This is a genomic window from Streptomyces sp. NPDC060027 (genome assembly GCF_042737005.1).
Taxonomy (GTDB): Bacteria; Actinomycetota; Actinomycetes; order Streptomycetales; family Streptomycetaceae; genus Streptomyces.
This window is the reverse complement of sequence record NZ_JBHWVI010000022.1, coordinates 22,566-42,349: the sequence shown is the minus strand read 5'-3', so window position 1 is coordinate 42,349 and position 19,784 is coordinate 22,566. Positions and strand designations below refer to the sequence as shown.

Annotated in this window: 17 protein-coding genes; 8 read left to right on the top strand and 9 right to left on the bottom strand. The window is 71.7% G+C overall.

The annotated features are described in order from the left end of the window. Positions 1-143: 143 nt before the first annotated feature. From ACFWBT_RS08540 to tyrS, 3 genes are read left to right on the top strand one after another with little or no spacing between them, the layout of a single operon-like run. Positions 144-1,667, top strand: coding sequence for a TldD/PmbA family protein (locus ACFWBT_RS08540; RefSeq protein WP_385697397.1), 1,524 nt, complete (start codon positions 144-146; stop codon positions 1,665-1,667). Beyond that, positions 1,664-3,067 (top strand): metallopeptidase TldD-related protein, encoded by a 1,404-nt coding sequence (locus ACFWBT_RS08535; RefSeq protein WP_385697395.1) that lies wholly within the window; start codon positions 1,664-1,666, stop codon positions 3,065-3,067. The genes ACFWBT_RS08540 and ACFWBT_RS08535 overlap by 4 nt, the downstream gene beginning before the upstream one ends. 44 nt (positions 3,068-3,111) lie before the next feature. Beyond that, a complete protein-coding gene (gene tyrS / locus ACFWBT_RS08530) occupies positions 3,112-4,380 on the top strand; it encodes a tyrosine--tRNA ligase (RefSeq protein WP_385697393.1) in 1,269 nt (422 codons plus the stop codon). A 129-nt stretch (positions 4,381-4,509) separates the two neighbouring features. Here the strand turns inward: tyrS and ACFWBT_RS08525 are convergent, their stop codons facing one another. Beyond that, positions 4,510-4,809, bottom strand: coding sequence for a GlsB/YeaQ/YmgE family stress response membrane protein (locus tag ACFWBT_RS08525; protein WP_385697391.1), 300 nt, complete (start codon positions 4,807-4,809; stop codon positions 4,510-4,512). Positions 4,810-5,052: 243 nt separating this feature from the next. On the opposite strand from ACFWBT_RS08525, the gene ACFWBT_RS08520 reads away from it, so the two are divergent. Both ACFWBT_RS08520 and ACFWBT_RS08515 read left to right on the top strand, forming a co-directional pair. Continuing rightward, on the top strand, positions 5,053-5,439 hold the full coding sequence (locus tag ACFWBT_RS08520; protein WP_385697422.1) for a DUF3099 domain-containing protein: 387 nt from the start codon (positions 5,053-5,055) through the stop codon (positions 5,437-5,439). Between the two features lie 336 nt (positions 5,440-5,775). Beyond that, positions 5,776-6,030 (top strand): hypothetical protein, encoded by a 255-nt coding sequence (locus tag ACFWBT_RS08515; RefSeq protein WP_356471754.1) that lies wholly within the window; start codon positions 5,776-5,778, stop codon positions 6,028-6,030. Positions 6,031-6,043: 13 nt separating this feature from the next. Here ACFWBT_RS08515 and moaA read toward each other — a convergent pair whose 3' ends face one another. From moaA to ACFWBT_RS08500, 3 genes are all read right to left on the bottom strand, one after another. After that, positions 6,044-7,033 carry a GTP 3',8-cyclase MoaA gene (gene moaA / locus ACFWBT_RS08510; RefSeq protein ID WP_385697389.1) on the bottom strand — a complete coding sequence of 330 codons (990 nt, stop codon included), beginning with the start codon at positions 7,031-7,033 and terminating at the stop codon, positions 6,044-6,046. A gap of 172 nt (positions 7,034-7,205) precedes the next feature. Further along, positions 7,206-8,843 carry a cation acetate symporter gene (locus ACFWBT_RS08505; RefSeq protein WP_385697388.1) on the bottom strand — a complete coding sequence of 546 codons (1,638 nt, stop codon included), beginning with the start codon at positions 8,841-8,843 and terminating at the stop codon, positions 7,206-7,208. Further along, a complete protein-coding gene (locus tag ACFWBT_RS08500; protein WP_266757188.1) occupies positions 8,840-9,196 on the bottom strand; it encodes a DUF485 domain-containing protein in 357 nt (118 codons plus the stop codon). The genes ACFWBT_RS08505 and ACFWBT_RS08500 overlap by 4 nt, the downstream gene beginning before the upstream one ends. A 382-nt stretch (positions 9,197-9,578) precedes the next feature. Here ACFWBT_RS08500 and ACFWBT_RS08495 point away from each other — a divergent pair, with 382 nt between their 5' ends. The 3 genes from ACFWBT_RS08495 to ACFWBT_RS08485 all read left to right on the top strand — a co-directional run bounded on the left by ACFWBT_RS08495 (position 9,579) and on the right by ACFWBT_RS08485 (position 14,048). Next, positions 9,579-11,105 carry a S8 family serine peptidase gene (locus ACFWBT_RS08495; protein WP_385697386.1) on the top strand — a complete coding sequence of 509 codons (1,527 nt, stop codon included), beginning with the start codon at positions 9,579-9,581 and terminating at the stop codon, positions 11,103-11,105. Positions 11,106-11,210: 105 nt separating this feature from the next. Continuing rightward, positions 11,211-12,746, top strand: a complete 1,536-nt coding sequence (locus ACFWBT_RS08490) for a CoA transferase (RefSeq protein WP_385697384.1) — start codon at positions 11,211-11,213, stop codon at positions 12,744-12,746. 252 nt (positions 12,747-12,998) lie between these two features. Continuing rightward, positions 12,999-14,048 carry a CopD family protein gene (locus ACFWBT_RS08485; RefSeq protein ID WP_385697382.1) on the top strand — a complete coding sequence of 350 codons (1,050 nt, stop codon included), beginning with the start codon at positions 12,999-13,001 and terminating at the stop codon, positions 14,046-14,048. 123 nt (positions 14,049-14,171) lie between these two features. Here the strand turns inward: ACFWBT_RS08485 and ACFWBT_RS08480 are convergent, their stop codons facing one another. The 5 genes from ACFWBT_RS08480 to ACFWBT_RS08460 all read right to left on the bottom strand — a co-directional run bounded on the left by ACFWBT_RS08480 (position 14,172) and on the right by ACFWBT_RS08460 (position 19,775). Further along, positions 14,172-15,215: a zinc-dependent alcohol dehydrogenase family protein gene (locus ACFWBT_RS08480; protein ID WP_385697380.1), complete on the bottom strand. Its 1,044-nt coding sequence runs from the start codon at positions 15,213-15,215 to the stop codon at positions 14,172-14,174. A gap of 40 nt (positions 15,216-15,255) precedes the next feature. Continuing rightward, positions 15,256-15,927 (bottom strand): lysoplasmalogenase, encoded by a 672-nt coding sequence (locus ACFWBT_RS08475; RefSeq protein ID WP_385697379.1) that lies wholly within the window; start codon positions 15,925-15,927, stop codon positions 15,256-15,258. Continuing rightward, positions 15,924-16,958 carry a sterol desaturase family protein gene (locus ACFWBT_RS08470; RefSeq protein ID WP_385697377.1) on the bottom strand — a complete coding sequence of 345 codons (1,035 nt, stop codon included), beginning with the start codon at positions 16,956-16,958 and terminating at the stop codon, positions 15,924-15,926. Before ACFWBT_RS08470 ends, ACFWBT_RS08475 begins: the two co-directional genes overlap by 4 nt. A 304-nt stretch (positions 16,959-17,262) precedes the next feature. Beyond that, positions 17,263-18,495: an amidohydrolase family protein gene (locus ACFWBT_RS08465; RefSeq protein ID WP_385697376.1), complete on the bottom strand. Its 1,233-nt coding sequence runs from the start codon at positions 18,493-18,495 to the stop codon at positions 17,263-17,265. Continuing rightward, the gene (locus tag ACFWBT_RS08460; RefSeq protein ID WP_385697374.1) at positions 18,492-19,775 is read right to left on the bottom strand and encodes an amidohydrolase family protein; all 1,284 of its coding nucleotides are present in this window, start codon (positions 19,773-19,775) and stop codon (positions 18,492-18,494) included. The genes ACFWBT_RS08465 and ACFWBT_RS08460 overlap by 4 nt, the downstream gene beginning before the upstream one ends. Positions 19,776-19,784 lie beyond the last annotated feature (9 nt).

Sequence of the window (19,784 nt, the reverse complement as noted above, 5' to 3'; positions counted from 1 at the left end):
TCCAGACCCCTTCTGCTGAGGCTTTCACGTCTTGCGATAGACCTCGGAGGACCGTACATATTTCCGGAGAATCCACGTAGTGAGGCGTGATTCACTGCCAGCGACGGTCATCACAGGAGAGCACCCCGAAGGGAAACCGACCCGTGCCCCACGAAGTCGATCAGTCATTCCTGGCGCTACCGCTGCGCGCACTCGCCGACGCCGCGCTCGCGCGGGCGCGGGCGCTGGGCGCCGACCACGCGGACTTCCGGTTCGAGCGGGTGCGCAGCGCGTCCTTGCGGCTGCGCGACGCCAAGCCGGCCGGATCGTCGGACACCACCGACCTGGGGTACGCGGTACGGGTCGTGCACGGCGGCACCTGGGGGTTCGCGTCGGGCGTGGACCTGACGATGGACGCGGCCGCGAAGGTCGCCTCGCAGGCCGTGGCGATGGCGAAGCTGTCGGCCCAGGTGATCAAGGCGGCCGGCTCCGACGAGCGCGTCGAGCTGGCGGACGAGCCGGTGCACGCCGACCGGACGTGGATCTCCTCGTACGAGATCGATCCCTTCTCCGTACCGGACGAGGAGAAGGCGGGGCTGCTCTCGGACTGGAGCGCGCGGCTGCTGGCGGCCGACGGCGTCAACCATGTCGACGCCTCGCTGATGACCGTGCACGAGAACAAGTTCTATGCCGACACCGCGGGGACCGTGACCACGCAGCAGCGGGTGCGGCTGCATCCGCAGCTCACCGCGGTCGCCGTCGACGAGTCCAGCGGCGAGTTCGACTCGATGCGGACGATCGCGCCGCCGGTCGGGCGCGGCTGGGAGTACCTGCGGGGCACGGGCTGGGACTGGGACTCCGAGCTGGAACGGATTCCCGAGCTGCTCGCGGAGAAGATGCGGGCGCCGAGCGTCGAGGCGGGGCTGTACGACCTCGTCGTCGACCCGTCCAACCTGTGGCTGACCATCCACGAGTCCATCGGGCACGCCACCGAGCTGGACCGCGCGCTCGGCTACGAGGCCGCGTACGCCGGGACGTCCTTCGCCACCTTCGACCAGCTCGGCAAGCTCAGGTACGGCTCCGAGCTGATGAACGTGACCGGCGACCGCACCGCCGAGCACGGTCTCGCGACCGTCGGGTACGACGACGAGGGCGTCGCGGGCCAGTCCTGGGACCTGGTGAAGGACGGCACGCTCGTCGGCTACCAGCTGGACCGGCGGATCGCGAAGCTGACCGGCTTCGACCGTTCCAACGGATGCGCGTACGCCGACTCCCCCGGGCATGTGCCGGTGCAGCGCATGGCCAACGTGTCCCTCCAGCCGGACCCCGGCGGGCTGGCCACCGAGGACCTGATCGGGGGCGTCGACCGCGGCATCTACGTCGTCGGCGACCGGTCCTGGTCCATCGACATGCAGCGCTACAACTTCCAGTTCACCGGTCAGCGCTTCTTCAAGATCGAGAACGGCCGGATCACGGGTCAGCTCCGCGATGTCGCGTACCAGGCGACGACCACCGACTTCTGGGGTTCGATGGCCGCGGTGGGCGGCCCGCAGACGTATGTCCTCGGCGGCGCCTTCAACTGCGGCAAGGCTCAGCCGGGCCAGGTCGCAGCGGTGTCGCACGGCTGCCCGTCCGCCCTCTTCAAGGGTGTCAACATCCTCAACACCACGCAGGAGGCCGGTCGATGAGCGCTCGCACCAACAAGCAGAGCAAGCCCCACGAGGTCGTCGAGCGCGCCCTCGAACTGTCCCGCGCCGACGGCTGTGTGGTGATCGCCGACGAGCAGTCCACCGCCAACCTGCGCTGGGCGGGCAACGCGCTCACCACGAACGGGGTCACGCGCGGGCGCACGCTCACCGTGATCGCCACCGTCGACGGCCGCGAGGGCACCGCGTCCGGTGTGGTCTCGCGCTCGGCGGTGACCGCCGACGAGCTGGAGCCCCTGGTGCGGGCGGCCGAGGCCGCGGCGCGGGGCGCCGGTCCCGCCGAGGACGGCCGACCGCTGGTCACGGGCGTACCGGAGTCCCCCGACTTCACGGACGCGCCGGCGGAGACCTCCTCCACCGTCTTCGCCGACTTCGCTCCGGCGCTCGGCGAATCGTTCGCACGCGCGCGTGCCGGTGGCCGCGAGCTGTACGGCTTCGCCAATCACGAGCTCGTCTCCAGCTACCTCGGCACGTCGACGGGGCTGCGGCTGCGGCACGACCAGCCGAACGGCACGCTGGAGCTCAACGCGAAGTCCCCGGACCGTACACGTTCGGCGTGGGCCGGACGCTCGACGCGGGACTTCAAGGACGTCGACCCGGCGGCGATGGACGCGGAACTGGCCGTACGGCTCGGCTGGGCGCAGCGGCGCGTCGAACTGCCCGCCGGGCGCTACGAGACGCTGCTGCCGCCGACCGCCGTGGCGGACCTGCTGATCTACCAGATGTGGTCGGCCGCCGCCCGGGACGCGGCGGAGGGCCGGACCGTCTTCAGCAAGCCCGGGGGCGGCACCCGGATCGGCGAGCGGCTCACCGAGCTGCCGCTGACGCTCCGCAGCGACCCGAACGAGCCGGGCCTGGAGTCCGCTCCCTTCGTCCTCACCCACTCCTCGGGCGACGACGCCTCCGTGTTCGACAACGGGTTGCCGCTGAAGGCCACCGACTGGATCCGCGAGGGCGAGCTGCGGCATCTGTCCACCACCCGGCACAGCGCCGAGTTGACCGGGCTGCCGGTGACGCCGTCGATCGGGAATCTCGTCCTCGACGGCGGCGAGGACCGCTCGCTGGAGGAGATGGTCGCCGCGACCGAGCGCGGTCTGCTGCTGACCTGCCTCTGGTACATCCGCGAGGTCGACCCGGCGACGCTGCTGCTGACCGGACTCACCCGGGACGGCGTCTACCTCGTCGAGAACGGCCAGGTCGTGGGCGAGGTGAACAACTTCCGGTTCAACGAGTCGCCCGTGGGCCTGCTGGGACGGGCCGTGGAGGCGGGGCGGACGGAGAAGACGCTGCCCCGGGAATGGAGCGACTGGTTCACCAGGGCCGCGATGCCCGCCCTGCGGGTGCCCGACTTCAATATGAGCTCTGTCAGCCAGGGCGTATAACCTCGTACCTGATTCACGAGACCACTCAAGGAGATACGAGAACCGTGACGGACATCGTCGACGAGCTGAAGTGGCGGGGACTGTTCTCCCTGTCCACTGACGAAGATGCATTGCGCAAGGCGCTCGCGGACGGTCCCGTCACGTTCTATTGCGGCTTCGACCCGACCGCGGCCAGCCTGCACGTCGGGCACTTGGTGCAGGTGCTCACCATGCGTCGGCTCCAGCAGGCGGGGCTGCGTCCGCTCGCCCTGGTCGGCGGGGCGACGGGCCAGATCGGCGACCCGCGCCCGACGGCCGAGCGCACGCTGAACGACCCGGAGACGGTCGCGAACTGGGTGACGCGGCTGCGTTCGCAGATCGAGCCGTTCCTGTCCTTCGAGGGCGAGAACGCCGCGGTCATGGTGAACAACCTCGACTGGACGGCCGGTCTGTCGGCGATCGAGTTCCTGCGGGACATCGGCAAGCACTTCCGTGTCAACAAGATGCTGACCAAGGACTCGGTGGCCCGTCGCCTGGAGTCCGAGGAGGGCATCAGCTACACGGAGTTCAGCTACCAGCTGCTGCAGGGCATGGACTTCCTGGAGCTGTACCGCCGCTACGGCTGTACGTTGCAGCAGGGCGGCAGCGACCAGTGGGGCAACCTCACGGCGGGCCTGGATCTGATCCACCGCCTGGAGCCGGGCGCCCATGTGCACGCGCTGGCGACGCCGCTGATGGTCAAGGCGGACGGCACCAAGTTCGGCAAGACCGAGGGCGGCGCCATCTGGCTCGACCCCGAGATGACGACGCCGTACGCCTTCTACCAGTTCTGGCTGAACGTGGACGACCGGGACGTCTCGACGTACATGCGCATCCTGTCCTTCAGGTCTCCCGAGGAGCTGGAGGAGCTGGAGAAGCAGACCGAGGAGCGTCCCCAGGCCCGTGCCGCCCAGCGCGCGCTGGCCGAGGAGCTGACGACGCTGGTGCACGGCGCCGGCCAGACGGCCGCTGTGATCGCCGCGTCCAAGGCCCTGTTCGGGCAGGGCGAGCTGACCGGGCTCGACGAGCGGACGCTCAGCGCGGCCCTGTCCGAGGTGCCGCACATCCAGGTCGCCGAGGCGGGTCTCGTCGTGGACCTCTTCGCGGAGGTCGGCCTGGTGGCCAGCAAGTCCGCCGCGCGCCGCACGGTCAAGGAGGGCGGGGCCTACGTGAACAACGTGAAGGTCGCCGCCGAGGACGCGGTCCCCGCCGAGGAGGACCTGCTGCACGGACGCTGGCTGGTGCTGCGCCGGGGCAAGAAGAGCCTGGCCGCGGTCGAGGTCACGGGCGTCTGAGCCCGCGCCGCGCACAGGAAGGGGGCGGCTCCCTGACGGGGGCCGCCCCCTTCGCCGTACCGCGGTGCTTCCCGCGGACTCCCGGGCAGTCGGCGGTCGGCGGTCGGCGGTCGGCGGTCGGGCGCAGTCTCAGGCCTTCTCCCGACCGCCGGTCTCAGGCTTCGCCTTGTCGCCCCGTACGGCCATGTAAAGCATGTCGCCGAGGAACACGAGGACGATCGCGGCGGCCAGCTGCAGCGCGTGCCGGCCCCAGTCGATGCCTCTTGTCTCGGCGATGCCGATGCCCCGGGCGATCGCGTTGCCGACGATCGCTCCGAGGATGCCGAAGATGGTGGTCAGCCAGAGCGGGCTGTGCTGCTTGCCGGGAATGATCGCCTTGGCGATCAGGCCCAGCACGAACCCGACGATGATCGCCCACAACCAGCCCATGTCCGCCTCCTAGTGCCGCTCTGTGTGAGCAGTACCGTCAGTTTCTTGCCGTCCGCCACACGGCGCATGTCGGGCGGAGCCATACGCGCGACGACGCACCGTGTCCAGCCGGTCAGCACATGCCCCGGTCTCGAAGGCGGCGCGGGCGCGGCGTACCGTGGAAGAGTCCGGGCGCGCTTCCTCGACGGGTTCGTACCGGTTACGGACCGGGGAGCGTCCGACGCAGGCGGGTGGTGGAGCGTGATCAGGAAGCACAGCAACGTCCAGGTCTTCCGGATCACCGGAGCCAGGCAGGGACTGGACGACGACGTCCGCGGCCGGCAGCGCCGCTATGTCATCTCCATGTCCGTCCGTACGGTGTCCGTGATCCTGGCGGCCACTCTGTGGAACGTCGAACGCCATGTGGCGATCGTCGCTCTGGTCCTCGGGCTCGTCCTGCCGTACATCGCCGTGGTCATCGCCAACGCGGGCCGCGAGAACGCGACCTCGCTCCCCTCGACGTTCGTCGCCGCGCCGTCGCGTCCGATGATCACGCCCCCTCGGGCGGACGACTCCGGGGAGTCGGTTCCCCGGGACGCCGCGGCCGATCCCGGGGTGCCGTTGCGGACCGAGCCGCACGACCTGAGCTGAGGCCGAGCCGGGCTGGGTCCACCCCCGATCGTGCTGCGAACCCTTGCCGAATCGGCCCTGTGACGGCGTCGGACGATCCTCCGAAAACGGAATATCGGGGCCCCGCAAGCTCAAGAAAAGCTCAGATCAATCATGTTGTTCCAGTGCCGGGCGGCGGGTTACCCGTGACATACTTCGTACGCGCTCCGCATCCCCCGTCGGAGCGACGGACCGACGCCGGGCAGCTCCCCCCGTGGCTGCTCGGCGTCGCCTTTATGCGCGGCAGGGGTCGCTTCCGCGGTCAGCCGGCCGACCGTGCGGAACGCGTGATGTGAGGCCTCGGCTAGGGTCGGCAGCGTGAATCTGAACGCCCCCGGCTCCGATCCCGCCTCCCCCGTCTGCTCGGCCAAGGCCTGTCGTGCGGATGCCGTGTGGGTGCTCGCCTGGAACAACCCGAAGCTGCACACGCCCGAGCGCAGGAAGACCTGGCTCGCGTGCGAGGAGCACCGCGAGCACCTGTCGCAGTTCCTCGGTGTGCGCGGGTTCCTCAAGGACGTCGTGAAGCTGGACGAGTGGGAGGCTTCCCCGTCGGTGGAGCGCGGCGAGGACTAGGCGACGGACCCCGTCAGCCACCGATCGCCGACATGGGGCGGTCGGGCTGGACGAACGACGGGTCGTCCAGGCCCGCCCCCGCCTTCTTGCCCCACATCGCGACGCGCCAGATGCGGGCGATCTCCTCGTCGGGCGCTCCCGAGCGCAGCGCGGCGCGCAGATCGGTCTCCTCGGTCGCGAAGAGACAGGTGCGCACCTGTCCGTCGGCGGTGAGGCGGGTGCGGTCGCAGGCCGAGCAGAAGGGGCGGGTGACCGAGGCGATCACGCCGACGCGCTGCGGGCCGCCGTCGACGATCCAGCGCTCGGCGGGTGCGGAACCCCGCTCGCCGGCACCTTCCTCGGTGAGCTCGAAACGGGTGCGCAGCGAGGCCAGGATGTCTCCGGCGGTGACCATGCCGTCGCGCTTCCAGCCGTGCTGGGCGTCCAGGGGCATCTGCTCGATGAAGCGGAGTTCGTAGTCGTGCCGCACGGCCCAGGCCAGCAGGTCCGGGGCTTCGTCGGCGTTCAGGCCCGGCATCAGGACCGAGTTGACCTTGACGGGGGTCAGGCCGGCGTCGCGGGCCGCTTCGAGGCCGTCGATGACGTCCTGGTGGCGGTCCCGGCGGGTGAGGGTCTTGAAGACGTCGGGGCGCAGGGTGTCCAGCGAGACGTTCACCCGGTCCAGGCCCGCGGCCTTCAGTGCGGCCGCGGTGCGCTTGAGGCCGATGCCGTTGGTCGTGAGGGACATCTGGGGGCGGGGGGCGAGAGCCGCGACCCGCTCGACGATGCCGACGAGGCCGGGGCGCAGCAGGGGCTCGCCTCCGGTGAATCGGACCTCTTCGATGCCGAGGCCGGTGACCGCGATCTCTATCAGGCGGACGATCTCGTCGTCCGTGAGCAGGTCGGGCTTGGCCAGCCACTGCAGACCCTCTTCGGGCATGCAGTACGTACAGCGGAGGTTGCACCGGTCCGTCAGTGAGACGCGCAGGTCGGTGGCCACCCGGCCGTAGGTGTCGATGAGCACGTGGGCCCCCTCCCTCGTTGCCGATCACATTTCCCGGACACCTGTGAGCCTACGTGACGGGACTGACGACGACAGGGGCCCGATCCCACGAGACGCGGCGCGGGCCCGTCGTAGGGACCTACCAGTGGTGATCCACCGGTGGCCCACGACGAGCCCGCGCGATGCCGGTGCCTCAGTGCGCTCCGGTGCCCGTCAGGGAGCGGACCTCCAGTTCGGCGTACTTCCCGGCGTCCGGCTCCTCCTTGGACAGGAAGGTGCCCAGCCAGCCGAGCAGGAAGCCGACCGGGATGGAGATGAGGCCCGGGTTCTCCAGCGGGAACCAGTGGAAGTCGACGTCCGGGAACATCGAGGTGGGCTTGCCCGAGACCACCGGGGAGAACAGCACCAGGCCGACGGCCGTGACCAGACCGCCGTAGATCGACCAGAGCGCGCCCTGGGTGGTGAACTTCTTCCAGAACAGGCTGTAGAGGATCGTCGGCAGGTTGGCGGAGGCGGCGACCGCGAAGGCGAGCGCGACCAGACCGGCGACGTTGAGGTCGCGGGCGAGGGCGCCGAGCAGGATCGACACGGCGCCGATGCCGACCGTCGCGTACCGGGCGGCCCTCATCTCCTGCTTCTCCGACGCCTGCCCCCTCTTGATGACGTTCGCGTAGATGTCGTGCGCGAACGACGAGGACGAGGCCAGCGTCAGTCCCGCGACGACCGCGAGGATCGTGGCGAAGGCGACGGCGGAGATGGTGGCGAGCAGGATCGCGCCCCAGCTGGAGTCGACGCCGCCGAGGTGCAGGGCGAGCAGGGGTGCCGCCGTGTTGCCCGCCTTGTTGGAGGCGATGATCTCGTCCGGTTTGATCAGCGCGGCGGCGCCGAAGCCGAGCGCGAGGGTCATCAGGTAGAAGGCGCCGATGAGGCCGATCGCCCAGTTGACCGACTTCCGCGCGGTCTTGGCGGTGGGCACGGTGTAGAAACGGATCAGGATGTGCGGCAGGCCCGCGGTGCCGAGGACCAGCGCCATGCCGAGGGAGATGAAGTCCAGCTTGGTGGTGGAGGTGGCGCCGTACTTGAGGCCCGGTTCCAGGAAGGGGGAGCCCTTGCCGCTGTTCTCGGCGGCCTTGCCGAGCAGGTCGGAGATGTTGAAGTTGAACTTCAGCAGCACCAGGAAGGTGAGCAGCAGGGCGCCGGCGATCAGCAGGACCGCCTTGACCATCTGCACCCAGGTGGTGCCCTTCATGCCGCCGATGGTGACGTACACGATCATCAGGACGCCGACGAGCGCGACGATGCCGACCTTTCCGGCGTCGCTGGTGATGCCGAGGAGCAGCGAGACGAGGACGCCGGCGCCCGCCATCTGGGCCAGCAGGTAGAAGATCGACACGACGATGGTGGAGGTGCCCGCCGCCGTACGGACCGGACGCTGGCGCATGCGGTAGGCGAGGACGTCGCCCATCGTGTAGCGGCCGGAGTTGCGCAGCGGTTCGGCGACCAGGAGCAGGGCCACCAGCCAGGCGACCAGGAAGCCGATGGAGTAGAGGAAGCCGTCGTAGCCGAAGAGGGCGATCGCGCCGGCGATGCCGAGGAAGGACGCGGCGGACATGTAGTCGCCGGAGACGGCGAGTCCGTTCTGGAAGCCGGTGAACTGGCGGCCGCCCGCGTAGAAGTCGGCGGCGTCCTTGGTCTGGCGGCCCGCCCAGACGGTGATGACGAGGGTCGCGGCGACGAACACCGCGAACAGGGTGATGATCAGCGGGCGGTGCTCGCTCGCCTCGCCCGCGGCCAGCAGGGTCGTGTGCGCGGTCGTCTGTACGGAGCTCATGCGCCGCCCTCCATCCGGGACTTGATGGCCTCGGCCTTGGGGTCGAGCTGGGATGCGGCGTGCCGCGAGTACCACCAGGCGATGAGGAACGTGGTGAGGAACTGGGCGAGGCCGAGCACCAGGGCGACGTTGACGTTGCCGAACAGCTTGGTGCCCATGAAGTCGCCCGCGTAGTTCGAGAGCAGCACGTACAGCAGGTACCAGAGGATGAATCCGACGGTCAGCGGAAAGGCGAAGGAGCGGTGGGAGTTGCGGAGTTCACCGAATTCGGCGCTCTCCTGCATCGCGACGAACTCCGCGGTGGAAGGAAGCGGGGCTCCGGTTTTCGAGGGTGGTGGTGCGTCGGTGGCCACGGTGTCTCCTCGCGTTGCGGGTGCGGATACGACGGTGGGCGGGGGCGAGTCGGGGCTCGCCGACGGGGGGGGGGGCGGTTCGGGTACGGACATGCGGCTTCGACCTCACAGTGGCGTGGGTTCACGTCACGGGGTGCGACGGCGCGCATCCGTTCCGTGATCCGAACAGGGGGCTCGATCGTCCACGGGCTCCCTGCTCAAGGTCACGGCGCCACGCATGGACCGGTTCAACTCCCCCGACTTCTTTCGGAAGTCGTCGCCGGAAGTCATTGCTGGCCCGGGCGGCGGGAGGATAGCTTCGGCCTGCACCATTCCGTCATGTACCTGCCCGAGCGCCATCCGTGTTCGGGCAGCTCCGTTTTCCGGATGATGTGGAGATCCCATGGCTCATCTGCGTTCCAGACGCCGTCTCGCCCTCGCCGTGCCGGTCGTTCTGTCGCTCACCGCCTCACTCGGCTTCCTGCCGGGTGTCGCGTCGGCCGCCCCTCACACCGCGCCCGCCGCGACGACCGCGGACGGGCCGAACCTCTCGTACGTGGTCAACACGAAGCCGGACCACCGCACGATCGAGTCGGTGAAGAAGGCGATCGGCGCGGCCGGCGGCAGCGTCGTCATCGCCTACGAGCAGATCGGCGTGATCGTCGTCCACTCGGCGAACCCGGACTTCGGCCGGCAGATCCGGACGGCGCGCGGGGTGCAGTCGGCCGGCGCCACCCGCACCTCGCCGCTGGCCCCGGCCGCGACGACGGACGAGGGCGCGGCGCAGGTACTGTCGGCCGCCGAGGCCGCCAGGGTCGCGAAGACCGCCGACGTCGGCGAGGAGCCCCTGGAGGCCGACCAGTGGGATCTGCGCGCGATAGGCGCCGACAAGGCGGCCGCGATCAACCCGGGCAGCAAGAAGGTGACCGTCGCCGTGATCGACGTCGGCGTCGACGACACGCACCCGGACATCGCGCCGAACTTTTCCCCCTCGCAGTCCGCGAACTGTGTGGGCGGTAAGCCGGACACCTCGTTCGGTGCGTGGCGGCCGGTGGACGCCGACCACTATCACGGCACGCATGTGGCGGGGGAGATCGCGGCGGCCCGCAACGGCATCGGTGTCGCGGGTGTCGCGCCCGGCGTGAAGGTCTCCGGCATCACCGTGGCCGAGCCCGACTCCACCCAGCTGTTCTTCCCGGAGAGCGTCGTGTGCGCCTTCGTGTTCGCCGCCGACCACGGCGTCGAGATCACCAACAACAGCTACTACGTGGACCCGTGGCTGTACAACTGCCTCGACGACCCCGATCAGAAGGCCATCGTCGACGCCGTCAACCGGGCCCAGCTGTACGCCCAGAAGAAGGGCACCCTGAATGTCGCCGCGGCGGGCAACTCCAACGACGACCTCGACGCGGACGCGCTGACCGACGCCTCCAGCCCCGACGACTCGACCCCGACCACGCGGACGGTCGACCCGCACAAATGCTTCGACATTCCTACCCAGTTGCCCGGTGTCGTCACGGTCTCCTCGACCGGCGTCAAGGGCGCCAAGTCGTACTTCTCCAGCTACGGCAAGGGCGTCATCGACGTCGCGGCGCCCGGCGGCGACCGGTACCAGATCCCGGACACGCCGTCGCAGAACGGCCGCATCCTGTCCACGATGCCGAACAACCAGTACGCCTACCTCCAGGGCACCTCGATGGCGACGCCGCACGTCGCCGGCGTGGCCGCGCTGCTGAAGTCCAAGTACCCCTGGGCGACGCCCGCTCAGCTGCAGCTCCTCCTCAAGGCCCAGGCGGACAACCCGGGTTGCCCGACGGACCCGTACGACGGGAACGGTGACGGCGTCGTCGACGCGACCTGCGTGGGCGGCAAGCGCGTGAACGGCTTCTACGGATTCGGCATCGTCAACGCCCTGCGGGCGGTCAAGTAGCACCTGCCGATGCTCCACGGCCCCGGCCCGCCCCCGCGGCGGCCGGGGCCGCGTCGTCCCCGGGCGCCTCCCGTGTTGATCGGGTCCACGCTGCATAGTGCCGGTATGACGCATTCACCGATGGCCGCCGCATGGCAGGAGCTGGGCGGAGACCCCGCGCTGCTCCCCGGGGTTTCGACCGTGGTGCGTGCGGGTGCGCTGGAAGCCCGGCTGCCCGTACGCGAGTTGGCGCGCGCCTGCGTGGGCGTGTGCGCGCTGGCCGCCGCCGAGTTGGGGGCCCGCCGGGCCGGGCTCGCGCAGGTGCCGCGGGTGACCGTGGACGACGGCGCCGTCGCCACGGCGTTCGTCAGCGAACGGCATCTGACGATCGACGGGCGCGCACCGGTCTCGTTCGCGCCGCTGTCCCGGTTCTGGCGGACCGCGGACGGCTGGGTGCGGACGCACGCCAACTATCCGCATCACCGGGCGCGACTGCTGGACGCGGTGGGCACGGCGCACGACGCGACCGTGGAGGACGTGGCCGGTGCGCTCGCCGGGCGGTCCGCGCGGGAGGTGGAGGAGACGGTGTACGCCGCCGGTGGCCTCGCCGTCGCGCTGCGCTCGGCGAAGGAGTGGGCCGCGCACGAACAGGCCGTCGCCGTGGCTCGGCGGCCGTTGATCGAGCGCGGCCGGTCGGGCCCGGCGGGCGCGCGTGTCCTCACCCCGCTCGACGGCGGACCGCTGCTGCCCGCCGCCGGGGTTCGCGTCCTGGACCTGACCCGGGTCATCGCGGGCCCGGTCGCCACCCGCACGCTCGCCCTGCTGGGCGCCGACGTGCTGCGGGTGGACGCCCCGGGGCTGCCTGAGGACCCGGACGCGCACGCGGACACGGGCTTCGGGAAGCGCTCGACGGTGCTGGACCTGGCGGCCGACCGGCACACCTTCGACGGACTGCTGGCGGCGGCGGACGTCGTCGTCACCGGGTACCGGCCCGGTGCCCTGGACCGCTTCGGGCTCTCCCCCGAGGCGCTGGCCGAGCGCGAACCCGGCCTGATCGTGGCTCAGTTGTCGGCGTGGGGGGCGTACGGGCCCTGGGGCGGGCGGCGGGGCTTCGACAGTCTGGTGCAGGTGGCCACCGGGATCGCCGTGACGGAGGGACCGCCGGAGCGGCCCGGTGCGCTGCCCGCGCAGGCCCTCGACCACGGCACCGGGTATCTGCTGGCGGCGGCCGTGCTGCGCGCGCTGACCGAGCGGGCGGAGGACGGCCGCGGGAGCCTCGTACGGCTGGCGCTGGCGCGGACGGCGGCGTGGCTGACGGACGGGATCGAGCGGGGGGAGGCGCCCGGCGCGGTGACGGACCCCGCGGCGGAAGTTCCGTCCGAGCGCCGCGTGGCCGGACCGCCGTACACCCGCCCTGCGACGGAGCTGCCGTCCGAGCGCCGCGTGGCCGGGGTCTCGTACACCCGCCCTGCGACGGAGCTGCCGTCCGAGCGCCGCGTGGCCGGGGTCTCGTACGACCGCCCGGATGCCTGGCTGTCCGAGCGGGACAGCCGGATCGGCCGCCTTCGCCACGCCCTGCCCCCGGTCTCCTTCACGGGCGGCCCCACCGACTGGTCACGCCCGCCCGGACCTTGGGGGACGGACGCGGCACGCTGGGCATGAGCGGATCGCGCCGGGCCGGTCGCGCACTGCGGCGCCGGACCGGGCGCCCGTGGGGCCGGGGCGGCGTGGTCGGGTCGGACGAGGCCGCCCGGACGCCGAGTCGGACCATGGTGAGGGCCGGTCGGGGTGCGGGGGCCGCGGCGCCGTTCTCACCCCAGGCGGCGAAGCCCCTTTCCTCGCAGGCTCGTTCTCGAACGCCGCACGGGCTACGGTGACTTGCCCGGATCCGTGACGGCTGGCGAGGATCGTGGAGTGACGGTGATACGACCGACGGCCGAGGCGGCGGACGCGAGTGGGGCGGCGCGACGGCAGGCCACCCGCCGGGCCGTCGCCGTGCTCGCCCTCGTGGCCGTCGCGGCCCTGATCCCGCTGCTCGGCCCGAGCGCCGCGCTCAACGACACGGGAGAGGCAGCGGCGCCCGCCACCGGTGGCGTCGCCCTGCTGCGGACGGTGCTGTTCGCGGCGCTCTGCGTCCCCGCGGGGGAACTGTTCGCGGCCCGGCTGGCGCGCCGGGTGCCCGGTGCGCCGCGGGTGGCGGCGCCGCGCAGCTGGGCGGCGTACGCGGCCGCCGCCGGGTTCGTCGTCGCACTGGGGCTGGCCTCGGTCGTGGCGACGGGCAACCTGCTGCCGCGTCGTCTCTCCGACATGGACGTGGGCGGCCTCTACCAGACACGGGACGGCAGACTGGCGCTCCTGGAGGTCAACGCGTTCGCGGTGGCCTGGCTCTGCGCCCGCTCACGCCGGCCGGCCGCCCAGGTGTGGCCGTTGGCCGCGGTGGTGCTGGCGGAGGCGCTGCGCGCGCATCCCGCGACGGAGCACGGTGTGCCGGTCGGCTCGGCCCTGACGGTCGTTCATGTGACGTGCGCGGCGCTGTGGACGGGCGGTCTGCTGCACGTCCTGCGGGTGCTGGGCGGATGGCGGGCCGCGCCGGGCGTCACCAAAGGGCCGGGGGCGGACGGGAGTTCACCGGCCGGTGCCGCGCTGCTCGGGCTCTACGCGCGCGTGGCGGCCGTCCTGTTCGCGGCGATCACCGCCACGGGCGTCTGGAGCGCGCTGCGCCGGATGCCGCCCGGCACGATCGTGGGCCAGCTGACGTCGACGGCGTACGGGCGCGCCCTGCTCGCGAAGGTCCTCCTCGTGGCCGTCGTCGCCGCCCTGGCGCTCGCCGCGCGGCTGCGGCTGCGCCGCGCGGGGGACCCGATCGGCGCCTGCTCCCCCGCGCGCGCGGAGGTCGTGGCGCTGGGGATGGTCGTCGCGGTGTCGGGCCTGCTGACGGCGCTGCCGCTGCCCATCCGGTGGTGAGTCCCCCGCCCGCCCGGCGATGAGTCACCCGGCCGCCCGGCGGTGAGTCCGCCGCCCGTCCGTGGTGAGCCGCCGACGGCGTCCCCCCGCGGACGGTGAGCCCGCGGGGTCCGGCGCCCGGCGTCAGTTGGTGACGAGGACCTTCAGCGCGGTCCGCTCGTCCATCGCCTTGTAGCCCTCGGGCACGCTCTCCAGGCCGATGGTCATGTCGAAGACCGGCGAGGGGTCGATGGTCCCGTCCAGGACGTCGGGCAGCAGCTCGGGGATGTACGCGCGCACGGGGGCGACTCCGCCGCGCAGGGCGATGTTGCGGTCGAACATGACACCCAGGTCGAGCCCCGTACCGCTGCCGTGAGGCACTCCGACGAAGCCGATGGCGCCGCCGTCGCGGGTGATGTTGACGGCCGTACGCATGGACTGCTCGGTGCCCACCGCCTCGACGACGCAGTGCGCGCCCTGGCCCCCGGTCAGTTCGCGGACGGCCTCGACGGCCGCCTCGCCGCGCTCGGCGACGACGTCCGTGGCGCCGAAGCGGCGCGCGATGTCGGTGCGCACCTGGTGGCGGCCGAGCGCGATGATCCGCTCGGCACCGAGCCGCTGGGCGGCCAGCACGGCGCACAGTCCGACGGCCCCGTCGCCGACGACGGCGACGGTCGAGCCCTTGCGGACGCCCGCGCCGAGGGCCGCGTGGTGGCCGGTGCCGAGGACGTCGGAGAGCGTCAGCAGCGCGGACAGCAGGTGCTCGTCGGAGGCCGCCTCCTTGGGCAGCTGGACGAGGGTGCCGTCGGCGAAGGGAACGCGCACGGCCTCACCCTGGCCGCCGTCGTAGCCGACGGAGCCCCAGAAGCCGCCGTGCCGGCAGGACGTGGTGAGTCCGTCGCGGCAGTACTCGCACACGCCGTCGGACCACATGAAGGGCGCGACCACCAGGTCACCACGCCGGACGCCGCTCACCGCGGAGCCCGTCTCCTCGACGATGCCGAGGAACTCGTGCCCGATCCGCTGCCCCGGCTGCCGGGCCGCCTCGCCGCGGTACGCCCACAGGTCGCTGCCGCAGATGCAGGACCGCAGTACCCGCACGACCGCGTCGGTGGGCAGCTGCACCATGGGCTCGGGGACGTCCTCCACGCGCATGTCGTACGGGGCGTGGATGGTGGTGGCGCGCATGGCGAGGGTCCCTCTCGTGCGGAGCGTCGGTGAGATGCGCTCAGGGGGTGGTTGAGCGCATCTCACCGTACGCCGCCCTCGGCGCGCGTCGCGCGCCGAGGGGGCTCAGCACGCCTCGGACCAGCAGGAACTGGGCCGCGGCATAGGTGAGCATGATCCAGAAGTCCGCGTTCGGCAGCTGCGGCCAGTCGGCGACGCCGGTGGCGATGAGGGTGTCCGAGAGCATGAAGAGGGCGCCGCCGAGCCCCGCGACGGGACCGAGCCGCGTGGCGCCGTACGCCATCGCGGTCAGCAGCAGGCTGTAGCCCGCGACGGGGACGCGGAGGCCGGCCGGCAGATCGGGCCACAGGAGGAGGACGAGGGCGACGAGGGCGGTGACGTACGCGCCGAGGAGCCATGCGCTCCGCACGCGTGCCGTTCTCCGGAAGAGCACGAGGTAGCACACGTGCCCCGCCGCGAAGGAGGCCATGCCGACGAGAAAGGCGAGGTCGGCGTCGGACATGAGCGCCAGGTCGCCGCACCAGCCGAGGAGCAGGGCCGCCACGAGCAGCCGGGGTCCGCCGCGCACACCCGCGTACACGGCGAGCAGCGGCATCAGGAGCGGTTTGGCGATCAGGTGCCCGGCGTCGTACCCGGCGGCCAGGGAGAGGACGTCCACCGCTGTCGCGAGAGCGAAGGCGACGAGCAGGGTGCGCGCGAGACGTCGGGTCACGCGACGGGCTCCGCGGCAGGGGCCTGCGTGACGGACGGCGAGGCGGGCTCCGTTGCCCGGGTCTGCACGACGGACGGCGAGGCGAGCTCCGTGACCGGCGTCTGCACGACGGACGGCGAGGCGGGCGCTGTGGCCGGGGTCTGCTGCGCCCCGGCCGGTTGGACGGGCTGCGTGACCAACATCTGCGCCCCGGCCGGTGGGGCGGGCTGCCAGCCGGGGCCGCCGAGGACCCGCCCGGCGCGCTCGCGCCAGCTCGCCGCCGCCCGCACGTCCCGGGCGATGGCGGTGTACTCGTGGGTGGCCACGCGCAGGGGGTTGTACGTGGTGATGTTCTTGGTGAGCCCGTAGACGGGCCGCTCGGTCTCGGCGACCCACGATCCGAAGAGCCGGTCCCAGAGGATGAGGATGCCGCCGAAGTTGCGGTCCAGGTAGCCGCCCTGGGAGGCGTGGTGGACGCGGTGGTGGGACGGGGTGTTGAGGACGGACTCGAACCAGCGCGGCATCCTGTCGATGCGCTCGGTGTGGATCCAGAACTGGTAGACGAGGTTCACCGACGAGCAGAACGCGAGGGCGGCCGGGTGGACACCGAGGGCGACCATCGGGACGTAGAAGGGCCAGGACGTCCAGCCCCCCGTCCAGGGCTGGCGCAGCGCGGTCGTGAGGTTGAACTTCCTGCTGGAGTGGTGCACGACGTGGCAGGCCCACAGGACGCGGATCACGTGGTGGCCGCGGTGGGACCAGTAGTAGAAGAAGTCCTGCGCGAGCAGCATCAGCGGGATCGTCCACCACAGGACGGGGACCCGCAGGGGCGTCAGTTCGTAGACCGCCGTGTAGACCGCGACGATCGGGATCTTCCACAGGAAGTCGAAGACGAGGCTGCCGAGTCCCATGCCGACGCTCGTCGCGGCGTCCTTCGTCTCGTATCCCGCGGCTTCGTCGTCCGGATGGATCCGGACGCTCACCGTCTCGATCACGGCGAGCAGGATGAAGGCGGGTATCGACCACAGCACGACGTCGGGCAGGTTCGGCATGGGTGAACCGTAGATGCGCTGGTCGGCTGCGACCAGAGGCTGTTACCGACAAGTATTACCGCCGGTACGCGCTTGCTTCTTGGTGATCTCCGCCAAGGGCCGCCCGGAGCACGGCCGACGACAGACCGACCCGGCGTCCCCCGGACCGCACGCCGCCGGGAGGCCGCAAGGTCGGCCGGGCGGCCGCAGGTCCGCCCGGAAGCCACCGCGCCGCACTCCTCCGGGAGTTTCCCGGGCCACACGCGCCGGAAGCCGCCGGTCCACGCGCCGCCCGGGAGGCACGGGGCAGCCGCTGCCCCGGCGCTCACCACACACGCACCGAGCCTCCTCTCGCGAACACCGGGCTCGTCGCGTCGGCGGGCGGGGTGTCCAGCGGTTCGGCGATCTCGGCCACCGTGGGGCCGACCTTCGCGGCGATCTCGTCCAGGCAGGCCAGGTCGAAGCCGTAGACGCGGGCCGCGTTGCCGCCGACCATGGCCGCGATCTCCGCACGGGGCAGTCCCGCGTACGAGATGCGCAGGCCCTCGCGGGTATAGGGGTGGGTGCCCTCGTCGTGCGGGTAGTCGCTGCCCCACATGATCTTGTCCAGGCCGATGCGGTCGCGCAGCGGTACCTCGTGGGGGCGCATGAAGCTGGCGCCGACGAAGCAGTTGTCGCGCCAGACCCGCGAGGGCCTCTCGCCCATCGCCGCGGCCAGCCCCGCGCCGAACTTCGACTCGGCCGTGGCCGCCTTGCCGGCCGCCGCGACCAGACGCCCGTGGTAGTAGTCCAGCATGTCGAGCACGCCGGGGATCCAGCCCGATCCCTGCTCGGTCAGCACCAGCCGCAGTCCGGGGTGGCGGCGGAACGCGCCGCCGAACACCAGGTGCCACAGCGCCCGGTGCGAGAACCAGGTCGTCTCCACCATGAAGACCGCGCGGGCCGCCGGTTCGTCCCCGAGCGGCGGCGAGGCCGAGCCCGCGTGGTGGTTCACCGGGACGCCCAGCTTGGCGCAGGCCGCCCAGATCGGGTCGTACGCCGACGAGTACAGCTCGGGCAGGCCCGACCCGGGGGGTGTGCCGGGCAGCAGCAGACCGCCTCTGAGGCCGGCGTCCACCGACCGGCGGATCTCCTCGACCGCTTCGTCGACGTCGTTCAGGAGGATCTGGAAGACGCCCGCGCGTCGGCCGGGCGCCGCCGCGCAGAAGTCCGCGAGCCAGCGGTTGTGCGCCCGCAGACCCGCCCAGCGCCGCTCGAACTCCTGCGCCGTCGGGGCCGGTGCCATCAGGGAGGCCGACGGGAAGAACGGCGGGATGGTGTTCGGGAAGACCACCTCCGCGACGATGCCGTCCTCCTCCAGCTCCGCGAGGCGCCGCCCGGAGTTCCAGTTCCGGTCGGCGGTGTCGGCGAGCAGGTCCTCGTACGGGTTGACGTAGTCGGCCGCCCAGGCGTCGAAGTCGTCGTGGTACCGGCGCTCCAGGTACGGCTTGTAGTCGAGGAGATCGGCGCCGGCGTGGCAGTCGGCGGAGATGACGGTGTAGCGGTCCTCGGCGGTCACGGGTTCACCCCCAGCACGGGGAAGTCGTGGTCCGTCAGCCAGTGACGGCCGACCTCGCGCGAGCGGGCCCAGGACGCCTCGACCGCCGACTGGTCCTGTCGCTGGCCCAGTTCGGCCGGTGTGGGGCCGATCCGCCGGGCGAGCGGGGCCAGTTTGCCGAGGTCGAAGCCGAAGACCTCGGCCGCCGCGAGGCCCAGCATGCGGCGCGTCTCCGCCACCGGGATGTCGTGGAAGGTCTTCGCCAGCCAGGCACGGGTGTCGGGCCAGGTGCCCTCGGGGTGCGGGAAGTCGCTGCCCCAGAGGATGTTGTCGACGCCGATCTCGTAGCGCTGGGCGAGTTCGCGGCGCTTGGTGTTGGTCGCGCAGATGAAGACCTGCCGGTCGAGGTACTCGTGCGGGGGCCGTGTCAGCTCCGCGAAGGGCGACAGCTTCTTGCCGCCGTGCGCGCCGAGGTAGAGCCGGTCCATGAACCACAGCAGGTTGGGCAGCCACCAGCAGCCGGACTCCGCGACGCCGAACCGGAGTCCGGGGTGCCGCTCGAAGACCCCCGACCAGAGCAGGAACCAGAGGGGGCGCGCGGGCCACCAGGTGACTTCGGAGACGTAGATCCCCAGGTGATCGCCGTACTCGTGCCGCGGTGCCGCGCCGGAGTGGGTGACGACGGGCATCCCGCACTCGGCGGCCGCCGCCCACACGGGGTCGTAACGGCGGTCGTGGTAGGGCTCCTTGTCGACCCACATGGAGGGGATCATCAGGGCGCCGAGGCCCGACTCCTTGGCGCGGTACACCTCGGCGACGACGCGCCCGGTCTCGCCGGTCACCGGCAACAGCGCTACTCCGCAGTGCCGTTCGGGGTTCACGGAGACGAAGTCGGCGAGCCAGCGGTTGTGGGCCTGCGCGCCCGCCATGCCGAGTTCCGGGTCCTGGTCGCCGGAGAGGCCGAGGCCCACGCCGAACGGCGCGGCGGTCCGGCTGTCCACGGCGTCCGCGTCGGGGAAGACGACCTCGCCCGCCACACCGTCGCCGTCCAGCTCCTTGAGGCGCTGCGCGGTGTCCCAACCGCCGCGCAGTCCCTCCTCGTTGTCGTGGAACCACTTGTCCGCGAACGCCTCGTTGCGGACGCCGAGGCGGGTCATCTCCTCGCGGCGCCGGTCGCGGCCCGCGAGGAACTCGTCGAAGTCCCGGTGGAATCGGGGGTCCAGATAGGGCCGGTACTCCTCGGTGGGGAGTCCGGCGTGGCAGTCGGAGGAGATGATCAGATACGGGTCCTGTTCGGTCACCGCGCCCCC

Coding starts and splice junctions, on each gene's coding strand:
- ACFWBT_RS08535 (WP_385697395.1), top strand. CDS start 1,664: ATGAGCGCTCGCACCAACAAGCAGAGCAAGCCCCACGAGGTCGTCGAG.
- ACFWBT_RS08525 (WP_385697391.1), bottom strand. CDS start 4,809: ATGGGCTGGTTGTGGGCGATCATCGTCGGGTTCGTGCTGGGCCTGATC.
- ACFWBT_RS08505 (WP_385697388.1), bottom strand. CDS start 8,843: ATGAGCTCCGTACAGACGACCGCGCACACGACCCTGCTGGCCGCGGGC.
- ACFWBT_RS08495 (WP_385697386.1), top strand. CDS start 9,579: ATGGCTCATCTGCGTTCCAGACGCCGTCTCGCCCTCGCCGTGCCGGTC.
- ACFWBT_RS08490 (WP_385697384.1), top strand. CDS start 11,211: ATGACGCATTCACCGATGGCCGCCGCATGGCAGGAGCTGGGCGGAGAC.
- ACFWBT_RS08480 (WP_385697380.1), bottom strand. CDS start 15,215: ATGCGCGCCACCACCATCCACGCCCCGTACGACATGCGCGTGGAGGAC.
- ACFWBT_RS08470 (WP_385697377.1), bottom strand. CDS start 16,958: ATGCCGAACCTGCCCGACGTCGTGCTGTGGTCGATACCCGCCTTCATC.